This window comes from Sphingobium rhizovicinum, assembly GCF_042647625.1.
Lineage (GTDB): Bacteria > Pseudomonadota > Alphaproteobacteria > Sphingomonadales > Sphingomonadaceae > Sphingobium > Sphingobium rhizovicinum.
On sequence record NZ_JBHRVU010000004.1, the window covers coordinates 463,368 to 486,408 of the forward strand.

32 protein-coding genes and 1 pseudogene are annotated in these 23,041 nt (G+C 62.4%); 30 read left to right on the forward strand and 3 right to left on the reverse strand.

All coding sequences use genetic code 11. The features are described from left to right. Positions 1–143: 143 nt before the first annotated feature. The 27 genes and pseudogenes from fusA to ACFOKF_RS03720 all read left to right on the forward strand — a co-directional run bounded on the left by fusA (position 144) and on the right by ACFOKF_RS03720 (position 18,024). The gene (fusA, locus tag ACFOKF_RS03590) at positions 144–2,216 is read left to right on the forward strand and encodes an elongation factor G (protein WP_380793225.1); all 2,073 of its coding nucleotides are present in this window, start codon (positions 144–146) and stop codon (positions 2,214–2,216) included. Positions 2,217–2,352: 136 nt separating this feature from the next. Continuing rightward, entirely contained in the window at positions 2,353–3,543 is a 1,191-nt protein-coding gene (tuf, locus tag ACFOKF_RS03595; protein WP_380793227.1) for an elongation factor Tu, read from the forward strand. 209 nt (positions 3,544–3,752) lie between these two features. After that, positions 3,753–4,061: a 30S ribosomal protein S10 gene (gene rpsJ, locus ACFOKF_RS03600; RefSeq protein WP_007686587.1), complete on the forward strand. Its 309-nt coding sequence runs from the start codon at positions 3,753–3,755 to the stop codon at positions 4,059–4,061. A 288-nt stretch (positions 4,062–4,349) separates the two neighbouring features. After that, on the forward strand, positions 4,350–5,099 hold the full coding sequence (gene rplC / locus ACFOKF_RS03605; protein ID WP_380797633.1) for a 50S ribosomal protein L3: 750 nt from the start codon (positions 4,350–4,352) through the stop codon (positions 5,097–5,099). A gap of 3 nt (positions 5,100–5,102) precedes the next feature. Beyond that, a complete protein-coding gene (gene rplD / locus ACFOKF_RS03610; RefSeq protein ID WP_380793229.1) occupies positions 5,103–5,726 on the forward strand; it encodes a 50S ribosomal protein L4 in 624 nt (207 codons plus the stop codon). Beyond that, on the forward strand, positions 5,719–6,033 hold the full coding sequence (locus tag ACFOKF_RS03615; RefSeq protein WP_179043898.1) for a 50S ribosomal protein L23: 315 nt from the start codon (positions 5,719–5,721) through the stop codon (positions 6,031–6,033). The genes rplD and ACFOKF_RS03615 overlap by 8 nt, the downstream gene beginning before the upstream one ends. A gap of 10 nt (positions 6,034–6,043) precedes the next feature. After that, complete coding sequence (gene rplB, locus ACFOKF_RS03620) at positions 6,044–6,880, forward strand: 50S ribosomal protein L2 (protein WP_179043899.1); 837 nt, start codon at positions 6,044–6,046, stop codon at positions 6,878–6,880. 5 nt (positions 6,881–6,885) lie between these two features. Then, entirely contained in the window at positions 6,886–7,164 is a 279-nt protein-coding gene (gene rpsS / locus ACFOKF_RS03625) for a 30S ribosomal protein S19 (RefSeq protein ID WP_380793231.1), read from the forward strand. Continuing rightward, positions 7,164–7,550: a 50S ribosomal protein L22 gene (gene rplV, locus ACFOKF_RS03630; RefSeq protein WP_013847761.1), complete on the forward strand. Its 387-nt coding sequence runs from the start codon at positions 7,164–7,166 to the stop codon at positions 7,548–7,550. Before rpsS ends, rplV begins: the two co-directional genes overlap by 1 nt. Positions 7,551–7,554: 4 nt before the next feature. Beyond that, positions 7,555–8,250 (forward strand): 30S ribosomal protein S3, encoded by a 696-nt coding sequence (gene rpsC, locus ACFOKF_RS03635; protein WP_380793234.1) that lies wholly within the window; start codon positions 7,555–7,557, stop codon positions 8,248–8,250. 21 nt (positions 8,251–8,271) lie between these two features. Continuing rightward, positions 8,272–8,703 (forward strand): 50S ribosomal protein L16, encoded by a 432-nt coding sequence (gene rplP, locus ACFOKF_RS03640; protein WP_380793236.1) that lies wholly within the window; start codon positions 8,272–8,274, stop codon positions 8,701–8,703. A 3-nt stretch (positions 8,704–8,706) separates the two neighbouring features. Further along, a complete protein-coding gene (gene rpmC / locus ACFOKF_RS03645) occupies positions 8,707–8,910 on the forward strand; it encodes a 50S ribosomal protein L29 (protein ID WP_013847759.1) in 204 nt (67 codons plus the stop codon). Positions 8,911–8,924: 14 nt separating this feature from the next. After that, positions 8,925–9,188: a 30S ribosomal protein S17 gene (rpsQ, locus tag ACFOKF_RS03650; RefSeq protein ID WP_009820639.1), complete on the forward strand. Its 264-nt coding sequence runs from the start codon at positions 8,925–8,927 to the stop codon at positions 9,186–9,188. Positions 9,189–9,365: 177 nt separating this feature from the next. Beyond that, positions 9,366–9,734, forward strand: coding sequence for a 50S ribosomal protein L14 (gene rplN, locus ACFOKF_RS03655; RefSeq protein WP_007686569.1), 369 nt, complete (start codon positions 9,366–9,368; stop codon positions 9,732–9,734). After that, complete coding sequence (gene rplX / locus ACFOKF_RS03660) at positions 9,734–10,045, forward strand: 50S ribosomal protein L24 (protein WP_380793239.1); 312 nt, start codon at positions 9,734–9,736, stop codon at positions 10,043–10,045. Before rplN ends, rplX begins: the two co-directional genes overlap by 1 nt. After that, positions 10,045–10,617 (forward strand): 50S ribosomal protein L5, encoded by a 573-nt coding sequence (gene rplE, locus ACFOKF_RS03665; protein WP_380793241.1) that lies wholly within the window; start codon positions 10,045–10,047, stop codon positions 10,615–10,617. The genes rplX and rplE overlap by 1 nt, the downstream gene beginning before the upstream one ends. A 51-nt stretch (positions 10,618–10,668) precedes the next feature. Continuing rightward, positions 10,669–10,974, forward strand: coding sequence for a 30S ribosomal protein S14 (gene rpsN, locus ACFOKF_RS03670; RefSeq protein ID WP_007707881.1), 306 nt, complete (start codon positions 10,669–10,671; stop codon positions 10,972–10,974). Between the two features lie 12 nt (positions 10,975–10,986). After that, positions 10,987–11,382, forward strand: coding sequence for a 30S ribosomal protein S8 (gene rpsH / locus ACFOKF_RS03675; RefSeq protein ID WP_311269169.1), 396 nt, complete (start codon positions 10,987–10,989; stop codon positions 11,380–11,382). Further along, positions 11,382–11,915, forward strand: a complete 534-nt coding sequence (rplF, locus tag ACFOKF_RS03680) for a 50S ribosomal protein L6 (RefSeq protein WP_380793244.1) — start codon at positions 11,382–11,384, stop codon at positions 11,913–11,915. Before rpsH ends, rplF begins: the two co-directional genes overlap by 1 nt. 1 nt (position 11,916) lies before the next feature. After that, complete coding sequence (gene rplR / locus ACFOKF_RS03685) at positions 11,917–12,282, forward strand: 50S ribosomal protein L18 (RefSeq protein WP_380793246.1); 366 nt, start codon at positions 11,917–11,919, stop codon at positions 12,280–12,282. Positions 12,283–12,284: 2 nt separating this feature from the next. After that, entirely contained in the window at positions 12,285–13,004 is a 720-nt protein-coding gene (gene rpsE / locus ACFOKF_RS03690; protein ID WP_380793248.1) for a 30S ribosomal protein S5, read from the forward strand. Between the two features lie 5 nt (positions 13,005–13,009). Next, complete coding sequence (rpmD, locus tag ACFOKF_RS03695; RefSeq protein WP_046761668.1) at positions 13,010–13,189, forward strand: 50S ribosomal protein L30; 180 nt, start codon at positions 13,010–13,012, stop codon at positions 13,187–13,189. A gap of 279 nt (positions 13,190–13,468) precedes the next feature. Next, entirely contained in the window at positions 13,469–14,005 is a 537-nt protein-coding gene (rplO, locus tag ACFOKF_RS03700) for a 50S ribosomal protein L15 (RefSeq protein WP_380793250.1), read from the forward strand. Positions 14,006–14,196: 191 nt separating this feature from the next. Beyond that, entirely contained in the window at positions 14,197–15,561 is a 1,365-nt protein-coding gene (gene secY / locus ACFOKF_RS03705; RefSeq protein ID WP_298398896.1) for a preprotein translocase subunit SecY, read from the forward strand. 50 nt (positions 15,562–15,611) lie between these two features. Continuing rightward, a pseudogene (locus ACFOKF_RS03710) lies at positions 15,612–16,267 on the forward strand (adenylate kinase). Positions 16,268–16,302: 35 nt separating this feature from the next. Next, the gene (locus tag ACFOKF_RS03715; RefSeq protein ID WP_380793252.1) at positions 16,303–16,836 is read left to right on the forward strand and encodes an SRPBCC family protein; all 534 of its coding nucleotides are present in this window, start codon (positions 16,303–16,305) and stop codon (positions 16,834–16,836) included. 144 nt (positions 16,837–16,980) lie between these two features. Then, the gene (locus ACFOKF_RS03720; RefSeq protein ID WP_380793254.1) at positions 16,981–18,024 is read left to right on the forward strand and encodes an acyltransferase family protein; all 1,044 of its coding nucleotides are present in this window, start codon (positions 16,981–16,983) and stop codon (positions 18,022–18,024) included. A 57-nt stretch (positions 18,025–18,081) separates the two neighbouring features. On the opposite strand, the gene ACFOKF_RS03725 is transcribed toward ACFOKF_RS03720, so the two are convergent. After that, positions 18,082–18,894 carry a CsgG/HfaB family protein gene (locus ACFOKF_RS03725; protein ID WP_380793256.1) on the reverse strand — a complete coding sequence of 271 codons (813 nt, stop codon included), beginning with the start codon at positions 18,892–18,894 and terminating at the stop codon, positions 18,082–18,084. 152 nt (positions 18,895–19,046) lie between these two features. Here ACFOKF_RS03725 and lepA point away from each other — a divergent pair, with 152 nt between their 5' ends. Together lepA and ACFOKF_RS03735 are read left to right on the forward strand one after the other, a co-directional pair. After that, complete coding sequence (gene lepA / locus ACFOKF_RS03730) at positions 19,047–20,852, forward strand: translation elongation factor 4 (RefSeq protein WP_380793258.1); 1,806 nt, start codon at positions 19,047–19,049, stop codon at positions 20,850–20,852. 4 nt (positions 20,853–20,856) lie between these two features. Continuing rightward, the gene (locus ACFOKF_RS03735; RefSeq protein ID WP_380793260.1) at positions 20,857–21,333 is read left to right on the forward strand and encodes a hypothetical protein; all 477 of its coding nucleotides are present in this window, start codon (positions 20,857–20,859) and stop codon (positions 21,331–21,333) included. A gap of 114 nt (positions 21,334–21,447) precedes the next feature. On the opposite strand, the gene ACFOKF_RS03740 is transcribed toward ACFOKF_RS03735, so the two are convergent. After that, complete coding sequence (locus ACFOKF_RS03740) at positions 21,448–21,747, reverse strand: PilZ domain-containing protein (protein WP_380793262.1); 300 nt, start codon at positions 21,745–21,747, stop codon at positions 21,448–21,450. Positions 21,748–21,808: 61 nt separating this feature from the next. Then, a complete protein-coding gene (locus tag ACFOKF_RS03745; RefSeq protein ID WP_380793264.1) occupies positions 21,809–22,384 on the reverse strand; it encodes a hypothetical protein in 576 nt (191 codons plus the stop codon). A gap of 129 nt (positions 22,385–22,513) precedes the next feature. On the opposite strand from ACFOKF_RS03745, the gene ACFOKF_RS03750 reads away from it, so the two are divergent. Further along, positions 22,514–22,900: a PH domain-containing protein gene (locus ACFOKF_RS03750; protein WP_380793266.1), complete on the forward strand. Its 387-nt coding sequence runs from the start codon at positions 22,514–22,516 to the stop codon at positions 22,898–22,900. The last annotated feature ends 141 nt before the right edge of the window (positions 22,901–23,041 follow it).

Below are 23,041 nucleotides of genomic sequence, written 5' to 3' on the forward strand. Positions count from 1 at the left end.
GCTTTCGCGCCCGCTTCGACATTGGCCTGCCAAAATCGGTCCGTTCGCCACGGGTGGCTACCCATGGCGAACGGATTGGTTTAGGGGCCACCCCAGATCACACGAATCCCCAACCGCCGGCGCGCCGGCAACGGAGAAGCATCATGGCCCGCAGCCATCCGCTCGAACGCTATCGCAATTTCGGTATCATGGCGCACATCGACGCCGGCAAGACCACCACGACCGAGCGTATCCTTTACTACACCGGCAAGTCCTACAAGATCGGCGAAGTCCATGACGGCGCCGCCACCATGGACTGGATGGAGCAGGAGCAGGAACGTGGCATCACCATCACGTCGGCTGCGACCACGTGCATCTGGAACGACCACCGCCTGAACATCATCGACACCCCCGGCCACGTCGACTTCACCATCGAAGTCGAACGCTCGCTGCGCGTGCTCGACGGCGCGGTCGCCGCGTTCGACGGCGTTGCCGGCGTGGAGCCGCAGTCGGAAACCGTGTGGCGTCAGGCGGACAAGTATAAGGTTCCGCGGATGTGCTTCATCAACAAGCTCGACCGCACCGGCGCCAACTTCTATTATTGCGTGCAGACGATCATCGATCGCCTGGGCGCCGTCCCGGCCGTCCTCTATCTGCCCATCGGCGCGGAAGCGGACTTCAAGGGTCTGGTCGACCTGGTCGAAAACCGCGCCATCATCTGGAAGGATGAAAGCCTGGGCGCCGAATTCTTCTATGAAGAAATTCCGGCCGACCTGGCGGACAAGGCTGCCGAATATCGCGAAAAGCTGATCGAACTCGCCGTCGAACAGGACGACGAGGCGATGGAAGCCTATCTGGAAGGCAATCTGCCCGACGTCGCGACCCTCAAGAAGCTGATCCGCAAGGGTACGCTGGGCCACGCCTTCGTGCCGGTGCTGTGCGGCAGCGCGTTCAAGAACAAGGGCGTTCAGCCGCTGCTCGACGCCGTCGTCGATTATCTGCCTTCGCCGCTCGACATTGAAGATGTCCAGGGCGTCAAGATGGACGGCGAAACCCCCGACAGCCGTCCGACCGCCGACGACGCGCCCTTCTCCGGCCTGGCGTTCAAGATCATGAACGACCCGTTCGTGGGTTCGCTCACCTTCCTGCGCGTCTATTCGGGCACCCTGACCAAGGGCACCTATCTGAACTCGGTCAAGGACAAGAAGGAAAAGATCGGCCGCATGCTGCTGATGCATGCGAACAGCCGTGAAGACATCGATGCGGCCTATGCCGGCGACATCGTCGCGCTGGCCGGCATGAAGGAAACGACCACGGGTGATACGCTGTGCGCCGAGCGCTCGCCGATCATCCTGGAACGCATGGAATTCCCCGAGCCGGTCATCGAACTGTCGGTGGAGCCCAAGACCAAGGCCGACCAGGAAAAGATGGGCGTCGCGCTCAACCGCCTGGCCGCCGAAGATCCTTCGTTCCGCGTGTCGACCGATCACGAATCGGGCCAGACCATCATCAAGGGCATGGGCGAACTTCACCTCGAAATCCTGGTCGACCGCATGAAGCGCGAGTTCAAGGTCGAGGCGAATGTCGGTGCGCCGCAGGTGGCCTATCGCGAATATCTCAAGAAGGCCGTCGACGTCGACTACACCCACAAGAAGCAGTCGGGCGGCACCGGCCAGTTCGGCCGCATCAAGGTGAAACTGACCCCGGGTGAACGCGGCGCCGGCATCATCTTCAAGGATGAGATCAAGGGCGGTAACATTCCCAAGGAATATATCCCCGCGATCGAAAAGGGCATGCGCGAAACGGCGGCCACCGGCTCGCTGATCGGCTTCCCGATCATCGATTTCGAAATCAACCTGTACGACGGCGCCTATCATGACGTCGACTCGTCGGCGCTGGCATTCGAAATCACCGGTCGCGCAGCGATGCGCGAAGCGGCGCAGAAGGCGGGCATCACCCTGCTGGAGCCGGTCATGAAGGTCGAAGTCGTGACCCCGGAAGAATATCTGGGCGACGTCATCGGCGACATGAACAGCCGTCGTGGCCAGATCCAGGGCACCGACACCCGCGGCAACGCGCAGGTGGTCGAAGCCATGGTCCCGCTGGCCAACATGTTTGGCTATGTGAACTCGCTGCGGTCCTTCACCCAGGGGCGTGCGAATTACTCGATGATCTTCTCGCACTATGACGAAGTGCCGCAGAATGTGGCGGACGAAGTCAAGGCGAAGATGGCCTGACGAGTTTCTCTGGCCGAGCCGTGCAAGCGGCTCGGTTAGGGGCTGGTAATCTGTGAATTTGCTGCTATGGACGCGCCTTCGCGAGGCGCGGCCGAGCGGTCAGACCAAAGCTGATTTGATTAGAAGGTAGGATAAAATGGCTAAGGCTAAGTTTGAGCGGAACAAGCCGCACTGCAACATCGGCACCATCGGTCACGTCGACCATGGCAAGACCTCGCTGACCGCAGCGATCACCAAGGTGCTCGCCGAAACCGGCGGCGCAACCTTCGTTGACTACGCCAACATCGACAAGGCTCCCGAAGAGCGCGAGCGCGGCATCACCATTTCGACCGCCCACGTCGAATATGAAACCGAAGCCCGTCACTATGCGCACGTCGACTGCCCGGGTCACGCTGACTATGTGAAGAACATGATCACCGGTGCGGCCCAGATGGACGGCGCGATCCTCGTCGTTTCGGCCACCGACGGCCCGATGCCCCAGACCCGCGAGCACATCCTGCTCGCCCGTCAGGTCGGCGTGCCGCAGCTCGTCGTGTTCATGAACAAGGTCGACCTGGTCGACGACGCCGAAATCCTCGAACTGGTCGAGCTGGAAATCCGCGAGCTGCTCAGCTCGTACGACTTCGACGGCGACAACATCCCCGTCATCGCCGGTTCGGCTGCCGCTGCCCTTCAGGACAAGACCCCTGAAATCGGCCACGACGCCGTTCTGAAGCTGATGCAGGCTGTCGACAGCTTCATCCCGCAGCCGGAGCGTCCGGTTGACAAGGCGTTCCTGATGCCGATCGAAGACGTGTTCTCGATCTCGGGTCGTGGTACGGTTGTGACCGGCCGCGTCGAAACCGGCATCATCAAGGTTGGTGAAGAAGTCGAAATCGTCGGCCTGAAGAACACCGCCAAGACCACCGTCACCGGCGTGGAAATGTTCCGCAAGCTGCTCGACGAAGGTCGTGCGGGCGACAACATCGGCGCCCTGGTGCGCGGCACGAAGCGTGAAGAAGTTGAGCGTGGTCAGGTTCTGGCCAAGCCCGGCACCATCACCCCGCACACCGAATTCGACGCCGAAGTGTACGTGCTGTCGAAGGAAGAAGGCGGCCGCCACACCCCGTTCTTCGCGAACTATCGTCCGCAGTTCTACTTCCGCACCACCGACGTGACCGGCGAAGTGATCCTGCCTGAAGGCACCGAAATGGTCATGCCTGGCGACAACGTGAAGCTCGGCATCAAGCTGATCGCGCCGATCGCCATGGATCCGGGTCTGCGCTTCGCCATCCGTGAAGGCGGTCGTACCGTCGGCGCAGGGGTTGTCGGCACGATCTCGAAGTAATATAGGACCGCAGCGGCGCGAATCGCCTGATTCGCGCCGCTGAGGAATTTAGCCGCCCCGGATCGCCTTTCTCCGGCTCGAACGAGCTAGAAGGGCAGTTTACGGGGCGGATATTTTTTTGTTGGCGCATTTTCACAAGTCATCGGCTGCTCCGGCTGATTTTTGAAAATGCTCCGCGTTTTTGGCTCTTTCGCATCGGTACAGGAACAATGGACAGCAACATCCGCATTCGCCTCAAGGCGTTCGATCATCGCGTGCTCGATCAGGCGACCGGCGACATCGCCGACACCGCCCGCCGCACTGGCGCTCTCATTCGCGGTCCGATTCCTCTTCCGACGCGCATCGAAAAGTTCACGGTCAACCGTGGTCCGCACATCGACAAGAAGTCGCGCGAGCAGTTTGAAGTCCGCACCTACAAGCGCATGCTTGACATTGTGCAGCCGACGCCGCAGACGGTCGACGCGCTGATGAAGCTGGACCTGGCTGCCGGCGTGAACGTCGAGATCAAGCTGGCCTGAGCCGGCAAGTCCCTGCTCCCCGCAAGGAGGGCAGGGTATCGGGCATTCCGAACCTCTTCTTGAAAGGGGCGGAAGCTCAAACGACACAAGGGATACCGCACGGCCTTCCCCGGTGAACCGGGCAGGCGCGTGGTCCTGGTCCCCCGTCGCCTTTCCCTGGCGGGATCGGCATCCAACCCGGACGGGGTGATCTATAAGCAAGGGTTGGGCCGCGAAGCAGAGATGCTGAGCGGTTTTTTCGTTGGATACGCCCGCTGCTAAGGCGGGCCTCTATGGGAGTAACAAGTGATGCGCACAGGCGTGATCGCTAAGAAAGTCGGGATGACCCGTCTGTTCCAGGAGGACGGACGTCATATTCCCGTTACGGTTCTTGCCCTTGAGGGCAATCAGGTCGTAGCTCGCAAGGAAGTTGAGCGTGACGGTTATGTCGCGGTTCAGTTGGGTGCGGGCGTCGCGAAGGTCAAGAATGTCGCCAAGCCGCAGCGCGGTCACTTCGCCAAGGCGGAAGTGGAGCCGAAGGCGCGTCTGGTGGAATTCCGTGTCGCCGAGGACGCGCTCCTCGAAGTCGGCGCCGAAATCGCGGCCGATCATTTCATCGCCGGCCAGCTGGTCGACGTCGCTGGCCACACCCAGGGTAAGGGTTTCGCCGGCGCCATGAAGCGCTGGGGCTTCGGCGGTATGCGCGCCACCCACGGCGTGTCGATCAGCCACCGTGCACATGGTTCGACGGGTAACCGCCAGGATCCGGGTCGCGTCTTCAAGAACAAGAAGATGGCCGGTCACATGGGCGACCGCGAGCGCACGCAGCAGAACCTCGAAATCGTCCGCACGGACGTCGAGCGTGGCCTGCTGTTCGTCAAGGGTTCGGTTCCGGGCGCCAAGGGTACCTGGCTGACCGTGAGCGACGCCGTGAAGGTGAAGCGTCCCGCCGACGTTCCGTATCCCGCCAGCCTGAAGGCTGCCGCGAACAGCAACAACGCTGCCGAGACGCCTGCTGAAGCAGCCGCTCCCGAAGCGACCGAAGGCCAGGAGGGCTAAGTCATGAAGGTCAATGTACAGACCCTCGACGCCGCAGCAGCCGGTGAGCTGGAGCTGAACGATGCCGTGTTCGGCGTCGAGCCCCGCACCGACATTCTGCACCGCGTCGTCACCTGGCAGCTGGAAAAGCGTCGCGCTCCGGCCCGCGCCACCCGCGAGCGTTCGGACGTTGCCCGCACCGGCAAGAAGTTCGGTCGTCAAAAAGGCGGCGGTACTGCCCGTCACGGCGACCGCAAGGCGCCCGTGTTCATCGGCGGTGGTAAGGCGCACGGCGCCCGCGCCCGTGATTTCGGTCACGACCTGAACAAGAAGGTTCGCGCTCTGGGGCTGAAAATGGCTCTGTCGTCGAAGGCAAAGGACGGTTCGCTGATCGTTCTGGACAGCTTTGACGTGGCGGAAGGCAAGACCAAGAATCTGGTCGCGCACCTCGCCAAGCTGAACCTGACCAAGGCGCTGTTCATCGACGGCGATGCCGTGAACGTCAGCTTCGCGAAGGCTTCGGCCAACATCATCGGCGTGAACCTGCTGCCGGCCGTCGGCGCCAACGTCTACGACATCCTGAAGGCCGACTCGCTGGTGCTGACCCGCGCCGCGGTCGAAAAGCTGGAGGCCCGTTTCAATGGCTAAGAAAGAAGCCGCGACCGTGGACAACCGTCATTTCGACGTCGTTGTCGCGCCGGTCATCACCGAGAAGTCGACCCTTCTCTCCGAAAACAACGCGGTGGTCTTCAAGGTCGCCAACGACGCATCCAAGCCTGAAATCAAGGCTGCCGTCGAAGCGCTGTTCGGCGTGACCGTCAAGGCGGTCAACACGCTGGTGCAGAAGGGCAAGGTCAAGCGCTGGAAGGGCAAGCCCTACAAGCGTTCGGACGTCAAGAAGGCGATTGTCACGCTGGCCGAAGGCCAGTCGATTGACATCACCACCGGTATCTGAGGCGGGATAGATGGCACTTAAGCACTATAACCCGACGAGCCCCGCCCAGCGCGGCCTGATCCTCGTCGACAAGTCGAGCCTGCACAAGGGCAAGCCCGTCAAGGCGCTGACCGAAGGCAAGCGCAAGACCGGCGGCCGTAACAACAAGGGTCATGTGACCTCGCGCGGTATCGGTGGCGGTCACAAGCAGCGTTACCGCATCATCGACTTCAAGCGTCGTCTGTGGGACGTTGAAGGTACGGTCGAGCGTCTGGAATATGACCCCAACCGCACCGCCTTCATCGCGCTGGTCAATTATCCCGACGGCACCCAGGCTTATATCCTGGCACCGCAGCGTCTGGCTCCCGGCGACAAGGTCGTCGCGGGCAAGAAGACCGACGTGAAGCCGGGCAACGCGATGGAACTCGGCCAGATGCCGGTCGGCACCATCATCCACAATATCGAGATGAAGCCCGGCAAGGGCGGTCAGCTCTGCCGTTCGGCGGGCACCTATGCCCAGCTGGTCGGTCGCGATCGTGGCATGGTGATGGTCCGCCTGTCTTCGGGCGAGCAGCGCTACATCCGTTCGGACTGCATGGGCACCGTTGGCGCCGTGTCGAACCCGGACAATGCCAACACCAACCTTGCCAAGGCAGGCCGCAACCGTTGGAACGGTATCCGCCCGCTGACGCGCGGTGTTGCCAAGAACCCGGTCGACCACCCGCACGGTGGTGGTGAAGGCCGGACCTCGGGCGGCCGTCATCCGGTCACGCCCTGGGGCAAGCCGACCAAGGGTGCACGCACCCGCCACAACAAGGCGACGGACAAGTTCATCATCCGTAGCCGCCACGCGAAGAAGAAGAGGTAAGCGAGATGGCTCGTTCCGTCTGGAAAGGTCCGTTCGTGGACCTCAGCCTTCTGAAGAAGGCGGAAACGGCGCAGGACGCCGGTGGCCGTGGTGGCCCGATCAAGACCTGGTCGCGCCGCTCCACCATCCTGCCGCAGTTCGTTGGCCTGACGTTCAACGTCTATAACGGCCGCAAGCATGTTCCGGTTGTCGTGAACGAGGAAATGGTGGGTCACAAGCTGGGCGAATTCGCCCCGACCCGCTACTTCCCCGGCCACGCTGCCGACAAGAAGGGCAAGCGCTAATGAGCAAGGAAAAGGCTCCCCGTCGCGTCGCCGACAATGAAGCGCTCGCCGTCGGCACGCAGATCCGTGGTTCGGCCCAGAAGCTGAACCTGGTCGCCACGCTGATCCGCGGCCGCAAGGTCGAGGACGCGCTGAACATCCTCGCCTTCTCGAAGAAGGCGATGGCTGTCGACGTGCGCAAGGTGCTGGCTTCGGCCATCGCCAATGCGGAAAACAACCACAATCTGGACGTCGACGCACTGGTCGTCGCGGAAGCATCGGTGGGCAAGAGCTTCACCCTGAAGCGCTTCCACGCTCGCGGCCGCGGCAAGTCGACCCGGATCCTGAAGCCCTTCAGCCGCGTGCGCATCGTCGTTCGCGAAGCAGCTGAAGAAGCGGAGGCGTAAGACTATGGGTCACAAGAGCAATCCGATCGGTCTGCGTCTGCAGATCAACCGCACCTGGGACAGCCGCTGGTTCGCCGAAGGCGCCGACTATGGCCGTCTGCTGCTGGAGGATCTGAAGATCCGCCAGTTCATCATGAAGAACCTGCCGCAGGCCGCGATCTCCAAGGTCGTGATCGAGCGTCCGGCCAAGCTGTGCCGCGTGTCGATCTACGCTGCCCGTCCCGGTGTCATCATCGGCAAGAAGGGTGCGGACATTGAAAAGCTGCGCAAGAAGCTGGGCAGCCTGACCTCTTCGGACGTCAGCCTGAACATCGTCGAAATCCGTAAGCCGGAAATCGACTCCAAGCTCGTTGCGCAGGGCATCGCCGATCAGCTGGAACGCCGCGTTGCTTTCCGTCGCGCCATGAAGCGTGCGGTGCAGTCGGCTCTCCGTCTGGGCGCCGAAGGCATCAAGATCACCTGTGGCGGCCGTCTGGGCGGCGCGGAAATCGCGCGCGTGGAATGGTATCGCGAAGGCCGCGTTCCGCTGCACACGCTGCGTGCGAACGTCGACTATGCCGAAGCCACCGCGCACACCGCCTATGGCGTGTGCGGCATCAAGGTCTGGATCTTCAAGGGCGAAATCCTTGGCCACGATCCGATGGCCACCGACCGGCTGATGCTGGAGGCTCAGACCTCCGGCGTGCGCCCGGCGCGCTGAGAATAAGGTAGGTATAGCGTCATGCTGCAACCGAAGAAAATGAAGTTCCGCAAGGCCTTCAAGGGCCGGATCAAGGGCGACGCCAAGGGCGGTTCGGCTTTGAATTTCGGCGCCTACGGCCTCAAGGCCCTGGAACCCGAGCGCGTCACCGCACGCCAGATCGAAGCGGCCCGCCGCGCGATCCAGCGTCACCTTCGCCGTCAGGGCCGTCTGTGGATCCGCGTGTTCCCCGACGTTCCGGTTTCCAAGAAGCCTGCCGAAGTCCGTCAGGGTAAGGGTAAGGGTTCGGTCGAATATTGGGCTGCTCGCGTCAAGCCGGGCCGCATCCTGTTCGAACTGGACGGCGTGCCCGGTCCGCTCGCAGCAGAGGCCTTCTCGCGCGCCGCGATGAAGCTGCCCATCAAGACGAAGGTCATCGCCCGCCTCGGCGATACCTCGCACCTGGAGGGTTAAGCCGTGGCGAACGTCGCAGACCTCAAGACCAAGACGGACGACGAACTGTCGACCGAACTCAACAACCTGAAGCGCGAGCAGTTCAACCTGCGTTTCCAGGCGGCCACCAACCAGTTGGAAAAGCCCAGCCGCGTGCGTGAAGTCCGCCGGTCGATCGCGCAGATCAAGACCCTTCAGTCCGAGCGTTCGCGCTCGGCTGCGAAGTAAGAAGGAAACACACGATGCCCAAGCGCGTGCTGACGGGAACGGTGGTTTCCGACAAGACCGACAAGACGGTTGTGGTTCGGGTGGAGCGCAAGGTTAAGCATGCGCTCTACGGCAAGATCATTCGTCTGTCGAAGAAGTATCATGCCCATGATGAGGGTAACGTCTACAAGGAAGGCGAAACGGTCCGCATCGAAGAGACCGCTCCGATTTCCAAGCTCAAGACCTGGAAGGTCATCGAGCGCGTGGACACCCACAAGTCGCCGGAAACGGCGGCCTGAGGGAGGCTCCCTGAGCCTTTGATATAAAAATGCGGCGCGGGGCTGGCCTTTTCCTTTCGGAAAGGGTACAGGCCCGCGCTTCGCGTAGAGTCAAAGGCTCGACAAGAGTCTCTATGCACTTGAATTCGGAACCGCCGGGAATTGTCCCGGTAGGCCAAATAAGAAGGAACCGGATCCATGATCCAGATGCAATCCAATCTTGACGTCGCTGACAACAGCGGCGCCAAGCGCGTCCAGTGCATCAAGGTGCTGGGCGGATCGAAGCGTCGCTTCGCGAGCGTAGGCGACATCATCGTCGTCTCGATCAAGGAAGCTGCGCCTCGTGGCAAGGTGAAGAAGGGTGACGTGCATCGCGCCGTCATCGTGCGCACCGCCAAGGACGTGCGTCGCGCTGACGGCAGCGTGATTCGCTTCGACGGCAATGCCGCTGTGCTCATCAACAAGAACGAGGAGCCGATCGGCACCCGTATCTTTGGCCCCGTCGTTCGCGAACTGCGCGCCAAGAAGCACATGAAGATCATCTCGCTCGCTCCCGAGGTGCTGTAATGAGCGCTGCCAAGATCAAGAAGGGCGACAAGGTCGTCGTCCTGGCTGGCAAGGACAAGGGCCGCACCGGCGCCGTCCTCCAGGTTCTGCCCAAGGAGGACCGCGTCCTCGTTGAAGGCATCAACGTGCATGCGCGTCACCGCAAGCCCGATCAGGCCAACCCGCAGGGTGGCATCGATCGCAAGCCTGCGCCGCTGCACATTTCGAACGTCGCTGTCGCCGACAAGGATGGCAAGCCGACCCGCGTCCGTTTTGAGGACCGCGACGGCAAGAAGGTCCGTGTCGCCGTCAAGTCCGGTGAGGTGCTGTAATGAGCGAGAAGTATATCCCGCGCTCGAAGGCGATCTATGACGCCGAAATCGCCAAGGCGATGACCGAGAAGTTCGGTTACAAGAACGTCATGGAAGTCCCCAAGATCGAAAAGATCACGCTCAACATGGGCGTGGGCGAAGCGACCCAGGACAAGAAGAAGGTCACGCAGGCCGCCGAGGAAATGGAGCTGATCGCCGGTCAGAAGCCGGTCATCACCAAGGCTCGCAAGTCGATCGCGCAGTTCAAGCTGCGTGAAGGCATGCCGATCGGCGCCAAGGTCACGCTGCGCCGCGAGCGCATGTATGAATTCCTGGACCGCCTGATCAACATCGCTCTGCCGCGCGTTCGCGACTTTCGTGGTCTGAACCCCAAGAGCTTCGATGGTCGTGGCAACTACGCCTTTGGCATCAAAGAACAGCTGATCTTCCCGGAAATCAGCTATGACAAGATCGACAAGGTGCGTGGCATGGACATCATCGTGACCACCACGGCGAAGACGGACGATGAAGCGCGCGAACTGCTGCGCCTCTTCGGCTTCCCCTTCCCGCTCGAAGAGAAGCAGGCGGCCTAATCGGTCCCGCTTCTCTCCCAAACGCTTAAGCTAAGGAAGAGAACTTAAGTCATGGCGAAACTGAGTTCGATCAACAAGAACGAGCGCCGCAAGAAGCTGGTGAAGAAATATGCCGGCCGCTATGCGAAGCTCAAGGCGATCGCGAATGATACCGCGGCCGACGACAGCGATCGTCTGATCGCGCGTCTGAAGATGGCGGAGATCCCCCGCAACGGCAACCCGACCCGCGTTCGGAACCGCTGCGAACTGACGGGGCGTCCCCGCGCTTATTACCGCAAATTCCGTCTCTGCCGCGTGCAGCTGCGTGATCTGGCCAACAAGGGCCTGATCCCCGGCGTCACCAAGTCGAGCTGGTAAGGATCATTTGAGATGGCATTGACCGATCCCCTGGGTGATATGCTCACCCGCATCCGCAACGGGCAGCAGGCGAAGAAGGACAGCGTTGTGTCCCCCGCTTCCAAGCTGCGCGCCCGCGTGCTCGACGTGTTGCAGCGTGAAGGCTACATTCGTGGCTATTCCGAAGAGCTGCTTGGCCAGCACCCCGGCCTGCGCATCGAGCTGAAATATTTCGAAGGACAGCCCGCGATCAAGCATGTCGCCCGCGTGTCCAAGCCTGGCCGCCGCGTCTATTCGGGTTCCAAGGAACTTCCGGTGATCCGCAACGGCCTGGGCATCACCATTGTCTCGACGCCCCGCGGCGTTCTGTCCGACGCCGAAGCGCGTGAACAGAATGTCGGCGGCGAAGTGCTGGCGGAGGTGTTCTGATGAGCCGTACTGGTAAGAAGCCGGTCGCCGTCCCTGCGGGCGTGACCGCCGCCATCGCCGACGGTCAGCTGTCGGTGAAGGGGCCCAAGGGCACCCTGTCGATCCCGCTGGCCAACGAAGTCACCTACAGCATCGAAGACGGTGTGATCGCGGTGAAGCCTGCCAATGACACCAAGCGCGCTCGCGCGTTCTGGGGCATGCAGCGCACGCTGGTCGCCAACCTGATTACCGGTGTGACCGAAGGCTACACCAAGAAGCTGCTGATTACCGGCGTCGGTTATCGTGCGGACGCCAAGGGCAAGGTTCTGAACCTGAAGCTTGGCTATTCGCACGACGTCGACTTCGACGTGCCCGAAGGCATCGAGATCAAGACCCCGGACAACACCACGGTCGAGATCAGCGGCATCGACAAGCAGAAGGTCGGCCAGGTAGCGGCTGAAATTCGCCGCTGGCGCAAGCCCGAACCCTATAAGGGCAAGGGTATCAAGTACGCCGGCGAGTTCATCTTCCGCAAGGAAGGGAAGAAGAAGTAAGATGGCAAAGCTTTCCCTCTTCGCGCGGCGTCGTCGCCGCGTTCGCACCGCGCTCAAGGCTGTGTCGGGCAATAAGCCCCGCCTCAGCATCCACCGTTCGGGCCGTCACATCTACGCCCAGGTCATCGATGACGCCGCCGGCAAGACCGTCGCCGCCGCTTCGACCCTGGACAAGGAAGTCGGTTCGAAGGCTCTGGGCAAGACCGGCGCTTCCTCCGAAGCCGCTGCCGATGTCGGCAAGCGCGTTGCCGTTGCGGCGACCGCCGCCGGCGTCACCAAGGTCGTGTTCGACCGTGGTGGCTTCCTGTTCCATGGCCGCGTCAAGGCGCTGGCCGATGCGGCCCGTGAAGCCGGGCTGGAGTTCTGATCATGGCTGACGAAAACACCAACGAAGTCGTCGCACCCGTCGAGGGTGGCGAAGGCGCACCGACCGAAGGTCGTGGTCCCGGCCGTGGCCGTGGCAACCGCGGCGGTGGCGATCGCAACCGTGGCGAGCGTGGCGGCCGTGGCCGTCGCGACGACCGTCGTGGCGGCAACCGCGACGAGGAGCAGGGCGAAGAGCTGATCGAGAAGCTGGTTCACATCAACCGCGTCTCGAAGACCGTCAAGGGCGGTAAGCGCTTCGGTTTCGCGGCTCTGGTCGTCGTCGGCGACGGCAAGGGCCGTGCGGGCTTCGGCCATGGCAAGGCGCGCGAAGTGCCTGAAGCCATCAGCAAGGCGACCGCCGCCGCCAAGAAGGCGATGGTCCGCGTTCCGCTGAAGGAAGGCCGCACCCTGCATCATGACGGCCTGGGCCATTTCGGCGCTGGCAAGGTGACGGTTCGTTCGGCTCCGGCCGGTACGGGCATCATCGCCGGTGGTCCGATGCGCGCCGTGTTCGAAAGCCTCGGCGTCGCTGACGTCGTGACGAAGTCGAATGGCACGTCGAACCCCTACAACATGATCCGTGCGACCTTCGCGGCTCTGGGCGAACAGACCAGCCCGAAGTCGGTGGCGCAGCGTCGTGGCAAGAAGGTCGCTGACCTTCTGCGTCGCGGCGGCGCCTCGGCCGAAGTCGCGCAGGCTGATGCCGAAGCGATTGCGGAGTAACTGACATGGCGAAGATCAAGATCAAGCAGATCGGTTCGCCGATCCGTCGCCCCGAAGCCCAGAAGAAGATTCTGATCGGCCTGGGCCTTGGCAAGATGAACCGCGTGGTGGAGCTGGAAGACACGGCGGAAGTCCGCGGCGCCATCGCCAAGCTGCCCCACATGGTGGCCGTGGTCGAAGGCTGAAGCCTTTCGATCCATCGATAGAGAGCGAAAGAGGGGGAAACCCCTCTTTCGTTTTTTTCAGAGGCGCGCTAAGGGCGCGCTTCTGAAAATCCCAGTCGAGGCTGGGATCTCATGCCGGATGGCGAGTCCTTTCGAGGAGACCCCCGGTTTTATCTGGTCGGAAGCAATCCGTAGGGGCGCATCCGACTGCCAGCGGTCCCAGCCTTCGCTGGGACTTCGGCATGATTGCCTTCCGGCAATCATGCCGCGCGCGACAAAAGCGAAAGCGAGTGCAGGAATATGACCAAGCTTAACGAACTTCATGACAATGCCGGCGCCCGCAAGGGCCGGATGCGCGTCGGCCGTGGTATCGGCTCGGGCAAGGGCAAGACCGCCGGTCGCGGCCAGAAGGGCGCCAAGGCGCGTTCGGGCGTCAGCATCAACGGCTTCGAGGGTGGCCAGATGCCGCTCCACATGCGCATCCCGAAGCGCGGCTTCAACAACATCTTCGCCAAGGATTACGCGATCGTGAACCTGGGCGAAGTGCAGAAGGCGATCGACGCCGGCAAGCTGGACGTGAGCGCTGTTCTCGACCAGGCCGCTCTGAACGCCGCCAACCTGACCCGCGGCGGCAAGGACGGCGTCCGTCTGCTCGCCAAGGGCGAACTGACCGCGAAGGTCAGCTTCCTGGTGGCCGGTGCGTCGAAGAGCGCCGTTGAAGCCGTGGAAAAGGCCGGTGGCAAGGTCGACGTGATCGCCGTCGTCCCCGCTGCTGAAAAGGCCAAGGCGAAGAAGGGCACCGCCCTTGCCGCCAAGAAGGCTGCCAAGCAGGGCTGATTTATCGCCTGAGACTTGCATGCATGACCCCGCTGCCCGATATGGGTTGGCGGGGTCATGTGCATCGGGGGACGCCGTTTGTCGCGAAAGCGATAATTCCCGGTTCGACAGCGCCCCACAGCCCCGTTAAGGGGATAGCCGATTCCGGCCCGTATTGCAGTCGGGCAAGAGTGATTTGAAGGGCAGCCACCATGGCATCGAGAGCCGACCAGCTCGCATCCAATCTCAGCCTCGCGAAGTTCAGCCAGGCGACCGACCTCAAGAAGCGCCTGTGGTTCACGCTGGGCGCTCTGATCGTCTTCCGTTTCCTCAGCTTCGTGCCGCTGCCCGGCGTCGATCCGACCGCCCTGTCGCAGCTGTACAGCCAGACCAATGGCGGCATCCTCGACATCTTTAACACCTTTTCGGGTGGGTCGCTGTCGCGCATGAGCCTGATCGCGCTGGGCGTCATGCCCTATATCACCGCGTCGATCGTGGTGCAGCTTGGCGCTTCCCTCTCGCCCCAGCTGGCGGCGATCAAGAAGGAAGGCGAAAGCGGCCGCAAGAAGCTCAATCAATATACCCGTTACGGCACCGTCGGCCTGACCGCGGTGCAGGGCTATTTCATCGCTGTCGGCCTGGAAGGCTTTGGCGCCCAGTCGGGCGTGCAGGCGGTGATCGAGCCGGGCCTGCTGTTCCGCCTGACCGCCGTCGTCTCGCTGATCGGCGGCACCATGTTCCTGATGTGGCTGGGTGAACAGATCACCTCGCGCGGGATCGGCAACGGCACGTCGCTCATCATCATGGCGGGCATCGTCGCCCAGCTGCCGGTGACGCTGAGCAACCTGTTCAAGTCGGGCAGCGAAGGGTCGATCTCCGGCCTGCTGATCATGCTGATCATCGTGCTGGCGTTCGGCCTGATCGCGCTGATCTGCTTCATGGAGCGGGCGCAGCGCAGGGTGCTGATCCAATATCCCAAGCGCCAGACGCGCCAGGGCCTGATGCAGGCGGATCGCAGCCATCTGCCGCTCAAGGTCAACACCGCTGGCGTCATCCCGCCGATCTTCGCCAGCTCGTTGCTGCTGATGCCGCTGACCATTTCGCAGTTCGCCGGCCAGACGGTGGCGGGGGAAAGCAAGTGGGGCGACTTCGTCCTGACGCTGAACCAGTATCTGTCGCATGGCAGCCCCGTCTACATGCTGCTCTATGGCCTGGGCATCGTCTTCTTCTGCTTCTTCTACACCGCTGTCGTGTTCAACCCGGAAGAAACGGCCGATAACCTCAAGCGCAATGGCGGCTTCATTCCGGGCATCCGCCCCGGCAAGAACACCGAAAATTATCTGGATTATGTGCTGACGCGCATCACCGTCATCGGCGCGGCCTATCTGGCCTTCATCTGTCTGGTGCCGGAATTTGCGATCGCACGGGCGGGCATTCCCTTCTACCTTGGTGGGACTAGCCTGTTGATCGTCGTCAATGTTACGGTGGACACCGTGACCCAGATCCAGAGTCATCTGCTCGCCCATCAATATGGCGATCTGATCAAGAAGGCGAAGCTCAAGGGTCGACTGCGCTGAGGGGCGTTTCGATCCTTTAATCAGCGCACGAACAGGGGAGAATGCGCGCAATGAATATCATTCTGCTTGGCCCTCCGGGGGCGGCAAGGGCACTCAGGCGACTCGGCTGGTTGACGATCGTGGCATGGTGCAGCTTTCGACCGGCGACATGCTGCGCGCGGCGGTGAAGGCGGGAACGCCTGTGGGACTTCAGGCCAAGGCGCTGATGGAATCGGGCGCGCTGGTGCCTGACGAGGTGGTGTCGGGCATTATCGGCGAAGCGCTCGACGCGCTGGCGGCCGATACCGGCGTGATCTTCGACGGTTATCCGCGGACGGAGGCGCAGGCCCATTCGCTCGACACCATCCTGTCGGATCGCAATCGCACGCTGGATCATGTGATCGAACTGGAAGTGGACGAGGACGCGCTGGTCGAGCGCATCACCGGCCGCTTCACTTGCGCCAGCTGTGGCGCGGGCTATCATGACAGCTTCAAGCAGCCCAAGGTCGAGGGCGAGTGCGACAAGTGCCAAGGGCATGAGTTCAAGCGCCGTCCGGACGATAATGAGGAAACCGTGCGCACCCGCATGGCCGAATATCGCGCCAAGACCGCGCCGATCCTGCCGATCTACGAAGCGCGCGGCATCGTGTCGCGGGTGGACGGCATGGCCGACATGAACGACGTGACCGTCGCCATCGCCGGCATATTGGACGCCGGCGCGGCCTGAGCTAGACTGCGTCCCCTATGACAGGGGAGGCGGCTATGCGTATTTTCGGGTTACTGGCATGGGCTGGTGCGGCGATGGCTGCGCCGGCCCATGCTGCTGTTACCGGCAGCAGCACGGTGGGTTTTGCGACCGAAAGCAGCGTCGAGATCGCGGCCGATCCGGCGCGCATCTATGCCCTGCTGACGACGCCAGGCGACTGGTGGAATGATGCGCACACCTATAGCGGCGATTCGGCCAATATGACCGTGGATGCGCGGGCGGGCGGCTGTTTCTGCGAGACGATCCCGTCCAAGGGGGGCGCGCCGGGCAGCATCGAGCATGCGCGCGTGATCTACGCCGTTCCCGGGCAGCGGCTGCGCTTTTCCGGCGCCTTCGGGCCGTTGCAGACGGAAGGGGTCGCCGGCACGCTGGACTTCGCCATCGCATCCGCGGGGAAGGGCGCGCGCGTCACCATGACCTATGTCGTGGGCGGCTATCTGCGCATGGGGGCGGACAAGATGGCGCCGCTGGTCGATCAGGTGTTGGGCGAGCAACTGGCTGGTCTCAAAAAGGCGGCCGAGTCGCCGTAATAGGCGCAAACAGAGCCGCAGCGCTGCGCGGGGGCTGGCCGATGCGGTGACTGCGACAAGAGAGCAGCCAAGAAAAGCGCGGTTCCCAAAGAAATTAACCGCGATCTTAACGGATTCGTTGCTGTGTTGTTGCTATGAGGCGGCATGACTGGAACGCCGCTCGATCGTGGCCGCCTGACGGAACTGGACGCCCTGCGCGGCATCGGTGCGCTGTGCGTACTGATTTTCCATTATTCGACGCGCTTCCATGAACTGTTTCCGCAGGCGGCGCATGTGCCGTTCAGTTTTCCTGGCGGCAATTATCGCGTGCTGCTGTTCTTCACCATTTCGGGCTTCGCGATCTTCTTCACACTGGATCGCATCCGCACCGTGGCTGACTTCGTCGTCAATCGATTCGCCCGGCTCTATCCCGCCTATCTGGTCGCGATGTTGCTGACCCTGTCGATCGAATATCTGGCGCACGCGACCCAGTTGCTGATCGGGCCGGTGGCCATATTGGCCAATTTCACCATGTTGCAGGGCTTTGCCTTCCTGCCGGAGGTGGATGGCGCCTATTGGACGCTGACGGTGGAGATCGCCTTTTATTTCTGCATGATCGCGATCTGGAAGTTCGGCGGCGTGCGGCGACTGGAACCAGTTCTGGCGGCGTGGCTGCTGGTGCGGTGGCTCTACTGGTTCTGGCCCGACATGCCCGAACGGATCATCATGCTGCTGGTGCTGCGCTACACGCCTTTCTTCATGATCGGCATGCTGGCCTATCGCGTGTGGCGCGGGCAGCGCAGCCTGCGGCAGCAGGCGCCCTATGCGGCGCTGGCGCTGGCGTCGATCGCCACGATCGAGACATGGGACGTCACGATCGTCGGCTGCGTGCTGGTGTTGGCCTTCGCCGCGCTGATCCACGGCCATTTGCGCTTTCTGGCTATCCGGCCGCTCATCTGGCTGGGCGGGATCAGTTACAGCTTCTATCTGATCCACCAGCATGTCGGCTTTGTCGTGATGTTGAAATTCGCCCATGCCGGTTTCAGCCCCTGGATCGGCTTTGCCGCAGCCTTTCTGGTGGCGCTGCTGCTCGGCACGGCGATCAACCGACTTGTGGAGCGCCCGGCGGGAGAAGCGATTCTGGCGTGGTGGAAAAGGCGACGCGAGGGCGGAAAGCTGCCGGTCGAACCCGCGCCTAGCCAGAGCTGAACGAAAAGGGGCGCCGCCATCGCTGGCCGCGCCCCTCACTCTGCTGAATGGACCGACTTACTGCGCGACGGGCGCGGCAGCAGCGGCATTGTCGGGCAGGCCGCCCAATTGCGTCACCAGCTTGGTATAGGCGTCCAGATAGGCGAGCACGATGACCTGACCGATTTCGGTATTCTGGTAGCTGCTGCCGCCGGCCGCAGCAAAGCCGCCCCACCAGCCTGCGCCGCCGCCGCCGCCAAAACCGATGTCGGTCTTGCGGGCATAGCCTTCGGTCAGCGCCTCTTCCTCGGTCGTGCGGGCGTTGACGACCGACAGGGTGACATTGGCTTCCTTTTTCTTGATGTTCAGGCCGCCGGCGATCGCGCCGAAGGTGCCGCCCATCAGGCCGCCCAGCGCGCCGCCAATGCCGCCGCCGCCCGAATTGCGGTTGGACGACACGATGTCCGGCTCCAGATAATAGTCCGCCGTCTTGACCTGGCCCTTGCCCAGGTTCGATCCGGCCTGCAATTCGCCCGAATCGGCCATGGCGCGTTCCATCGCGCGGCTCTGCATCGAACGCCCGCGATTGACGATGCCGAAACAGCCCGACTGCTGGATGAAGACCTTCAGGATCGCTTCGGGGCTACCCAGATTGAGTTCGCGCCACCATTGATTGTCCGGTTCGACAATCGCGACGGTGCCGATGCGGCGGGTGCAGTGCGGAATTTGCTGTGTTGCGCGCTCCTGCGAGCGGCGGCCCGAGGAGGCGCCCTTGGTGGTGCCATCCTTGTACGTCTGGCCCGACGAACTCATGTTCGTTTGCGCGCTTGCAGCCAGCGGCGTTGCGATCAGCGCCACCGACGCGGCGAGCGCGGGAACCATCTTCAACATGCCCGAATTCCTCTGATGTGGTTGAGATGAAAGCATTTTGTTTATGATGCGACCCACAAAGGACGCGATGGCATAGCATAGCGTCCGGGGCTTGCCTACATGGCGTGCGGTGACTTGCTGACAGCGCCTGAAATCGCTGCTATCGGGCGCGCATGACCGACCTGTCCCATATCCGTAACTTCTCCATCATCGCGCATATCGACCATGGCAAGTCGACGCTGGCCGACCGGCTGATCCAGCGCACCGGCGGCCTGACCGACCGTGAGATGAGCGCGCAAGTCCTTGATAATATGGATATCGAGAAGGAGCGCGGGATCACCATCAAGGCGCAGACGGTGCGGCTCGATTATACCGCCAAAAATGGCGAGACCTATGAGCTGAACCTGATGGATACGCCGGGCCATGTCGACTTCGCCTATGAAGTGTCGCGCAGTCTGGCCGCGTGCGAGGGCGCGTTGCTGGTCGTGGACGCCGCACAGGGCGTGGAAGCGCAGACGCTGGCGAACGTCTATCAGTCGATCGAACATGATCATGAGATCGTGCCGGTGCTGAACAAGATCGACCTGCCCGCCGCCGAGCCGGAGAAGGTGCGCAAGGAAATCGAGGATGTGATCGGCCTTGACGCATCGGAAGCGGTGCTGGCCAGCGCCAAGTCGGGCATCGGCATCGACGATATTCTCGAAGCCATCGTCACCAAGATTCCGCCGCCCAAGGGGGACCGCAATGCGCCGCTGGAGGCGATGCTGGTCGACAGCTGGTATGACCCCTATCTGGGCGTCGTCATCCTCGTCCGCGTGATCAATGGCGTCATCAGGAAGGGGCAGGCGATCAAGTTCATGATCGGCGGCACCGAACATCTGATCGATCGTGTCGGTTGCATGCGGCCCAAGATCGAGGCGCTGCCCGAACTGGCCGCTGGCGAAATCGGCTTCATCACCGCGCAGATCAAGGAAATCGCCCAAACCCGCGTCGGCGACACCATCACCACCGTCAAGAATGGCGCGGCCAAGCCGCTGCCGGGCTTCAAGGAAGTGCAGCCGGTGGTGTTTTGCGGCCTGTTCCCGGTCGACGCCAATGATTTCGAGAAGCTGCGCGATTCGATCAGCAAACTGCGCCTGAACGATGCATCCTTCAGCTTCGAGATGGAAACCTCTGCGGCGCTGGGCTTCGGCTTCCGCTGCGGCTTTCTGGGCCTGCTGCATCTGGAGATCATCCAGGAGCGGCTGACCCGCGAATATGATCTGGACCTGATCACCACCGCGCCGTCGGTCGTCTATGACATGCATATGAAGGATGGCCGCATCCTGCATCTGCACAATCCGGCCGACATGCCCGATCCCAACCATATCGAGAAGATCGAGGAGCCGTGGATCGAGGCGGTGATCTATTGCCCCGACGAATATCTCGGCTCCATCCTGAAGCTGTGCCAGGACCGGCGCGGCGTGCAGAAGAACCTGACCTATGTTGGCGGGCGCGCGCAGGTGACATATGACCTGCCGCTCAACGAAGTAGTGTTCGATTTTTATGATCGGCTGAAGTCGATCAGCCGCGGCTATGCCAGCTTCGACTATCATCAGACCGGCAGCCAGGAAGGCGATCTGGTCAAGATGAGCATCCTGGTCAACAATGAGCCGGTCGATGCGCTGAGCATGATCGTCCACCGCTCCGCCGCTGAAGCGCGGGGCCGCCATATGTGCGAGCGGCTGAAGGATCTGATCCCCCGCCATCTGTTCAAGATCCCGATTCAGGCGGCGATCGGCGGCAAGGTGATCGCGCGCGAGACGATCGCGGCGATGCGCAAGGACGTCACCGCCAAATGCTATGGCGGCGACATCAGCCGCAAGAAGAAGCTGCTGGACAAGCAGAAGGAAGGCAAGAAGCGGATGCGCGAATATGGCAGTGTCCAGATTCCGCAGGAAGCCTTCATCGCCGCCCTGCGCATGGGCGACGAAAGCTGATCGGGTGAGCGGCCGCTGCGCACCGATTGCGGGGCAGGTCGCACGGATCGAGCGGGCCGCCGCTTTCCTGGCCAATGGCATGTCGCTGTGCGATTGCCCCGATGCCGCCGGGCGGCGGCGCGGGGCCATGCCAGCGAAGCTGATCGGCAATGGCTTGCGCGAACTGGACCTGTTCCTGACCGACCTGATCGTGGAGGCGGGCCGGGTCGACCGGCGTGGCGCTGCGGCGGGGCATGATCCGGGCATTCACCCTGGACGGCGCATCTTCAGCGCGGCCGAAGCGTGGCGGCGGACGGCGCCGCAACTGGGGCTGGCGCCTGAGAGTCGCGCCCGGCTGCGCCAGATGCGCGCGGCGCAGAACCGGCAATGTTTCGGGCAGTTGCGCGGCGAAGGCGCCGAAGCGGCGATGCAGCGCGATTGCGCCGACTATGCGCGGCTGGCGGGCGACGTGCTGGCGGCGATGCGCAAGCGGATGGGCTGAGCATTTTCGAAGCAGATGGCATCATCTGCTGGCTCGGAAAATGCGGAAAACAAAAGAAAAATAGAGCGTGATCCGATTCAGTATGAACGGATTACGCTCTAGCGCGCCGCGCGATCAGGCGGCGATCTTCGTCGCCTGACAAAAGGCTGCTATGTCGATCTTCGCGAAGAATTTGATCGCGATATTGCCATCCTTGCGACGCACGATGGTGCCCGGCACATCGCCATTGCCGGGGATGGCGACATGGATGACATCGCCAATGGAAATGGGACAGCTCTGCTCCACCAGCATGCCGGACGCCGAGATATTGGCGATCCGGCCGCGAACCGGCGCCATCGTCGGCCCCGCAATTTCGCAAATGTGGGTGGAGGAAAATCGCGTGGCGCGCGGGGTTAGCTGTTTCTGGGCGGTCATGGTGAACAAAATCTAACCATGAAATTCCTAAGGATTGGTGGAGACGCGAAGAAATTTTCCCCTATTCTCCTCTGGCCTGCCGTTCGCGACGGATGATCCGCATCATTTCGTCCGACTGCCGGATCGCCTCAGGGCTGTCGGGACGATTGGGGATTTCCGCCAGTTCATCCTGCAATGTGCGCGAGCGGGCGCCGTTGGGGGTGAAGCGGGTCGGCGCGCGGTTGCGCAGCAGGAACATCAGCAGGCGGTCATTATAGACGCGGCGTGTGCCAACCAGCTTGCCATAGCTATAGACGGGCTGCTCCACGCCATGAATGGCGCGTTCGATGGCGATGTCCTCCAGCCGGCGCACGCCATGGTCGAGCGCTGTCAGCCAGGCGGCGGCAAATTCCTCCGCGCCGGGGGCGCGGCGCAGCTGATAGGCGCTTTCGGGCGTCATGCCGACGCTGCGCGCGGCCGCCTTGACCGAACCCATGTCGGCAAGCGCCGCAATGAATCCCTGCTGTCGTTCCGGCGTCCAGCCAGTATGGCGATAGCGTCGCGGGACAGTGCGGAATTGGAGATGGTTGGCGCAGTCCTCCGCCCCGTCATCGGACGAAGTGGAGGTGCTGTCGGGCGGGGCAAGGTCTTGGGTCATGCCCGGATGCTATGGCGGGTCGATGTCTGTAGGACAGCGAGAAGATGGAGGCGCGTCCTGTCAGGCGTGCTTGTGCGCCCGCCTTGACCTGCGTCGGGCGGCATGGTCAAAGACCGGGAAGGAGGCGGCATGAGCGAAGTCTGGTTATATGACGAGCATCCCGCGATGTTCCGCGCGCACCCTCTGTTGTTCCTGTTGCTGCTGGTGTCGGTGGTCGGCATAATTGCGATCGGCATCTGGTGGGTATTGCACAAGGGCGAGCGGCTGGCGCTGTCGGAGCGAGACGTGCTGCTGGAGCGGGGATTGCTCTCCAAACAGAGAACCGAGATTGCGTTGACCTCCATCCGGTCGGTGCGGATCACCCAGAGCCTGGGGCAGCGCATGTTCGGCGTGGGCCATGTCGAACTGTTTAGCGCTGGCGATATGGCGGAAATCGCCATCAAGAATATGCCCCGGCCCGATCGAATCCGGGCGATCGCCGCCGCGCGTAATGTCGACCTGTTGCCCCAAAGATAGACTATATTCCCGCAGCCCCTTGACTTGGGCTGATTTATTTAAACGATAGCGTAACCAAAAGGGGGCCAGCCGAGCAACCGATCGCAAGAGGACGCCATGTCAGGAACGATCGTCCACAAAGGGGTGGGCGGCGATCACAGG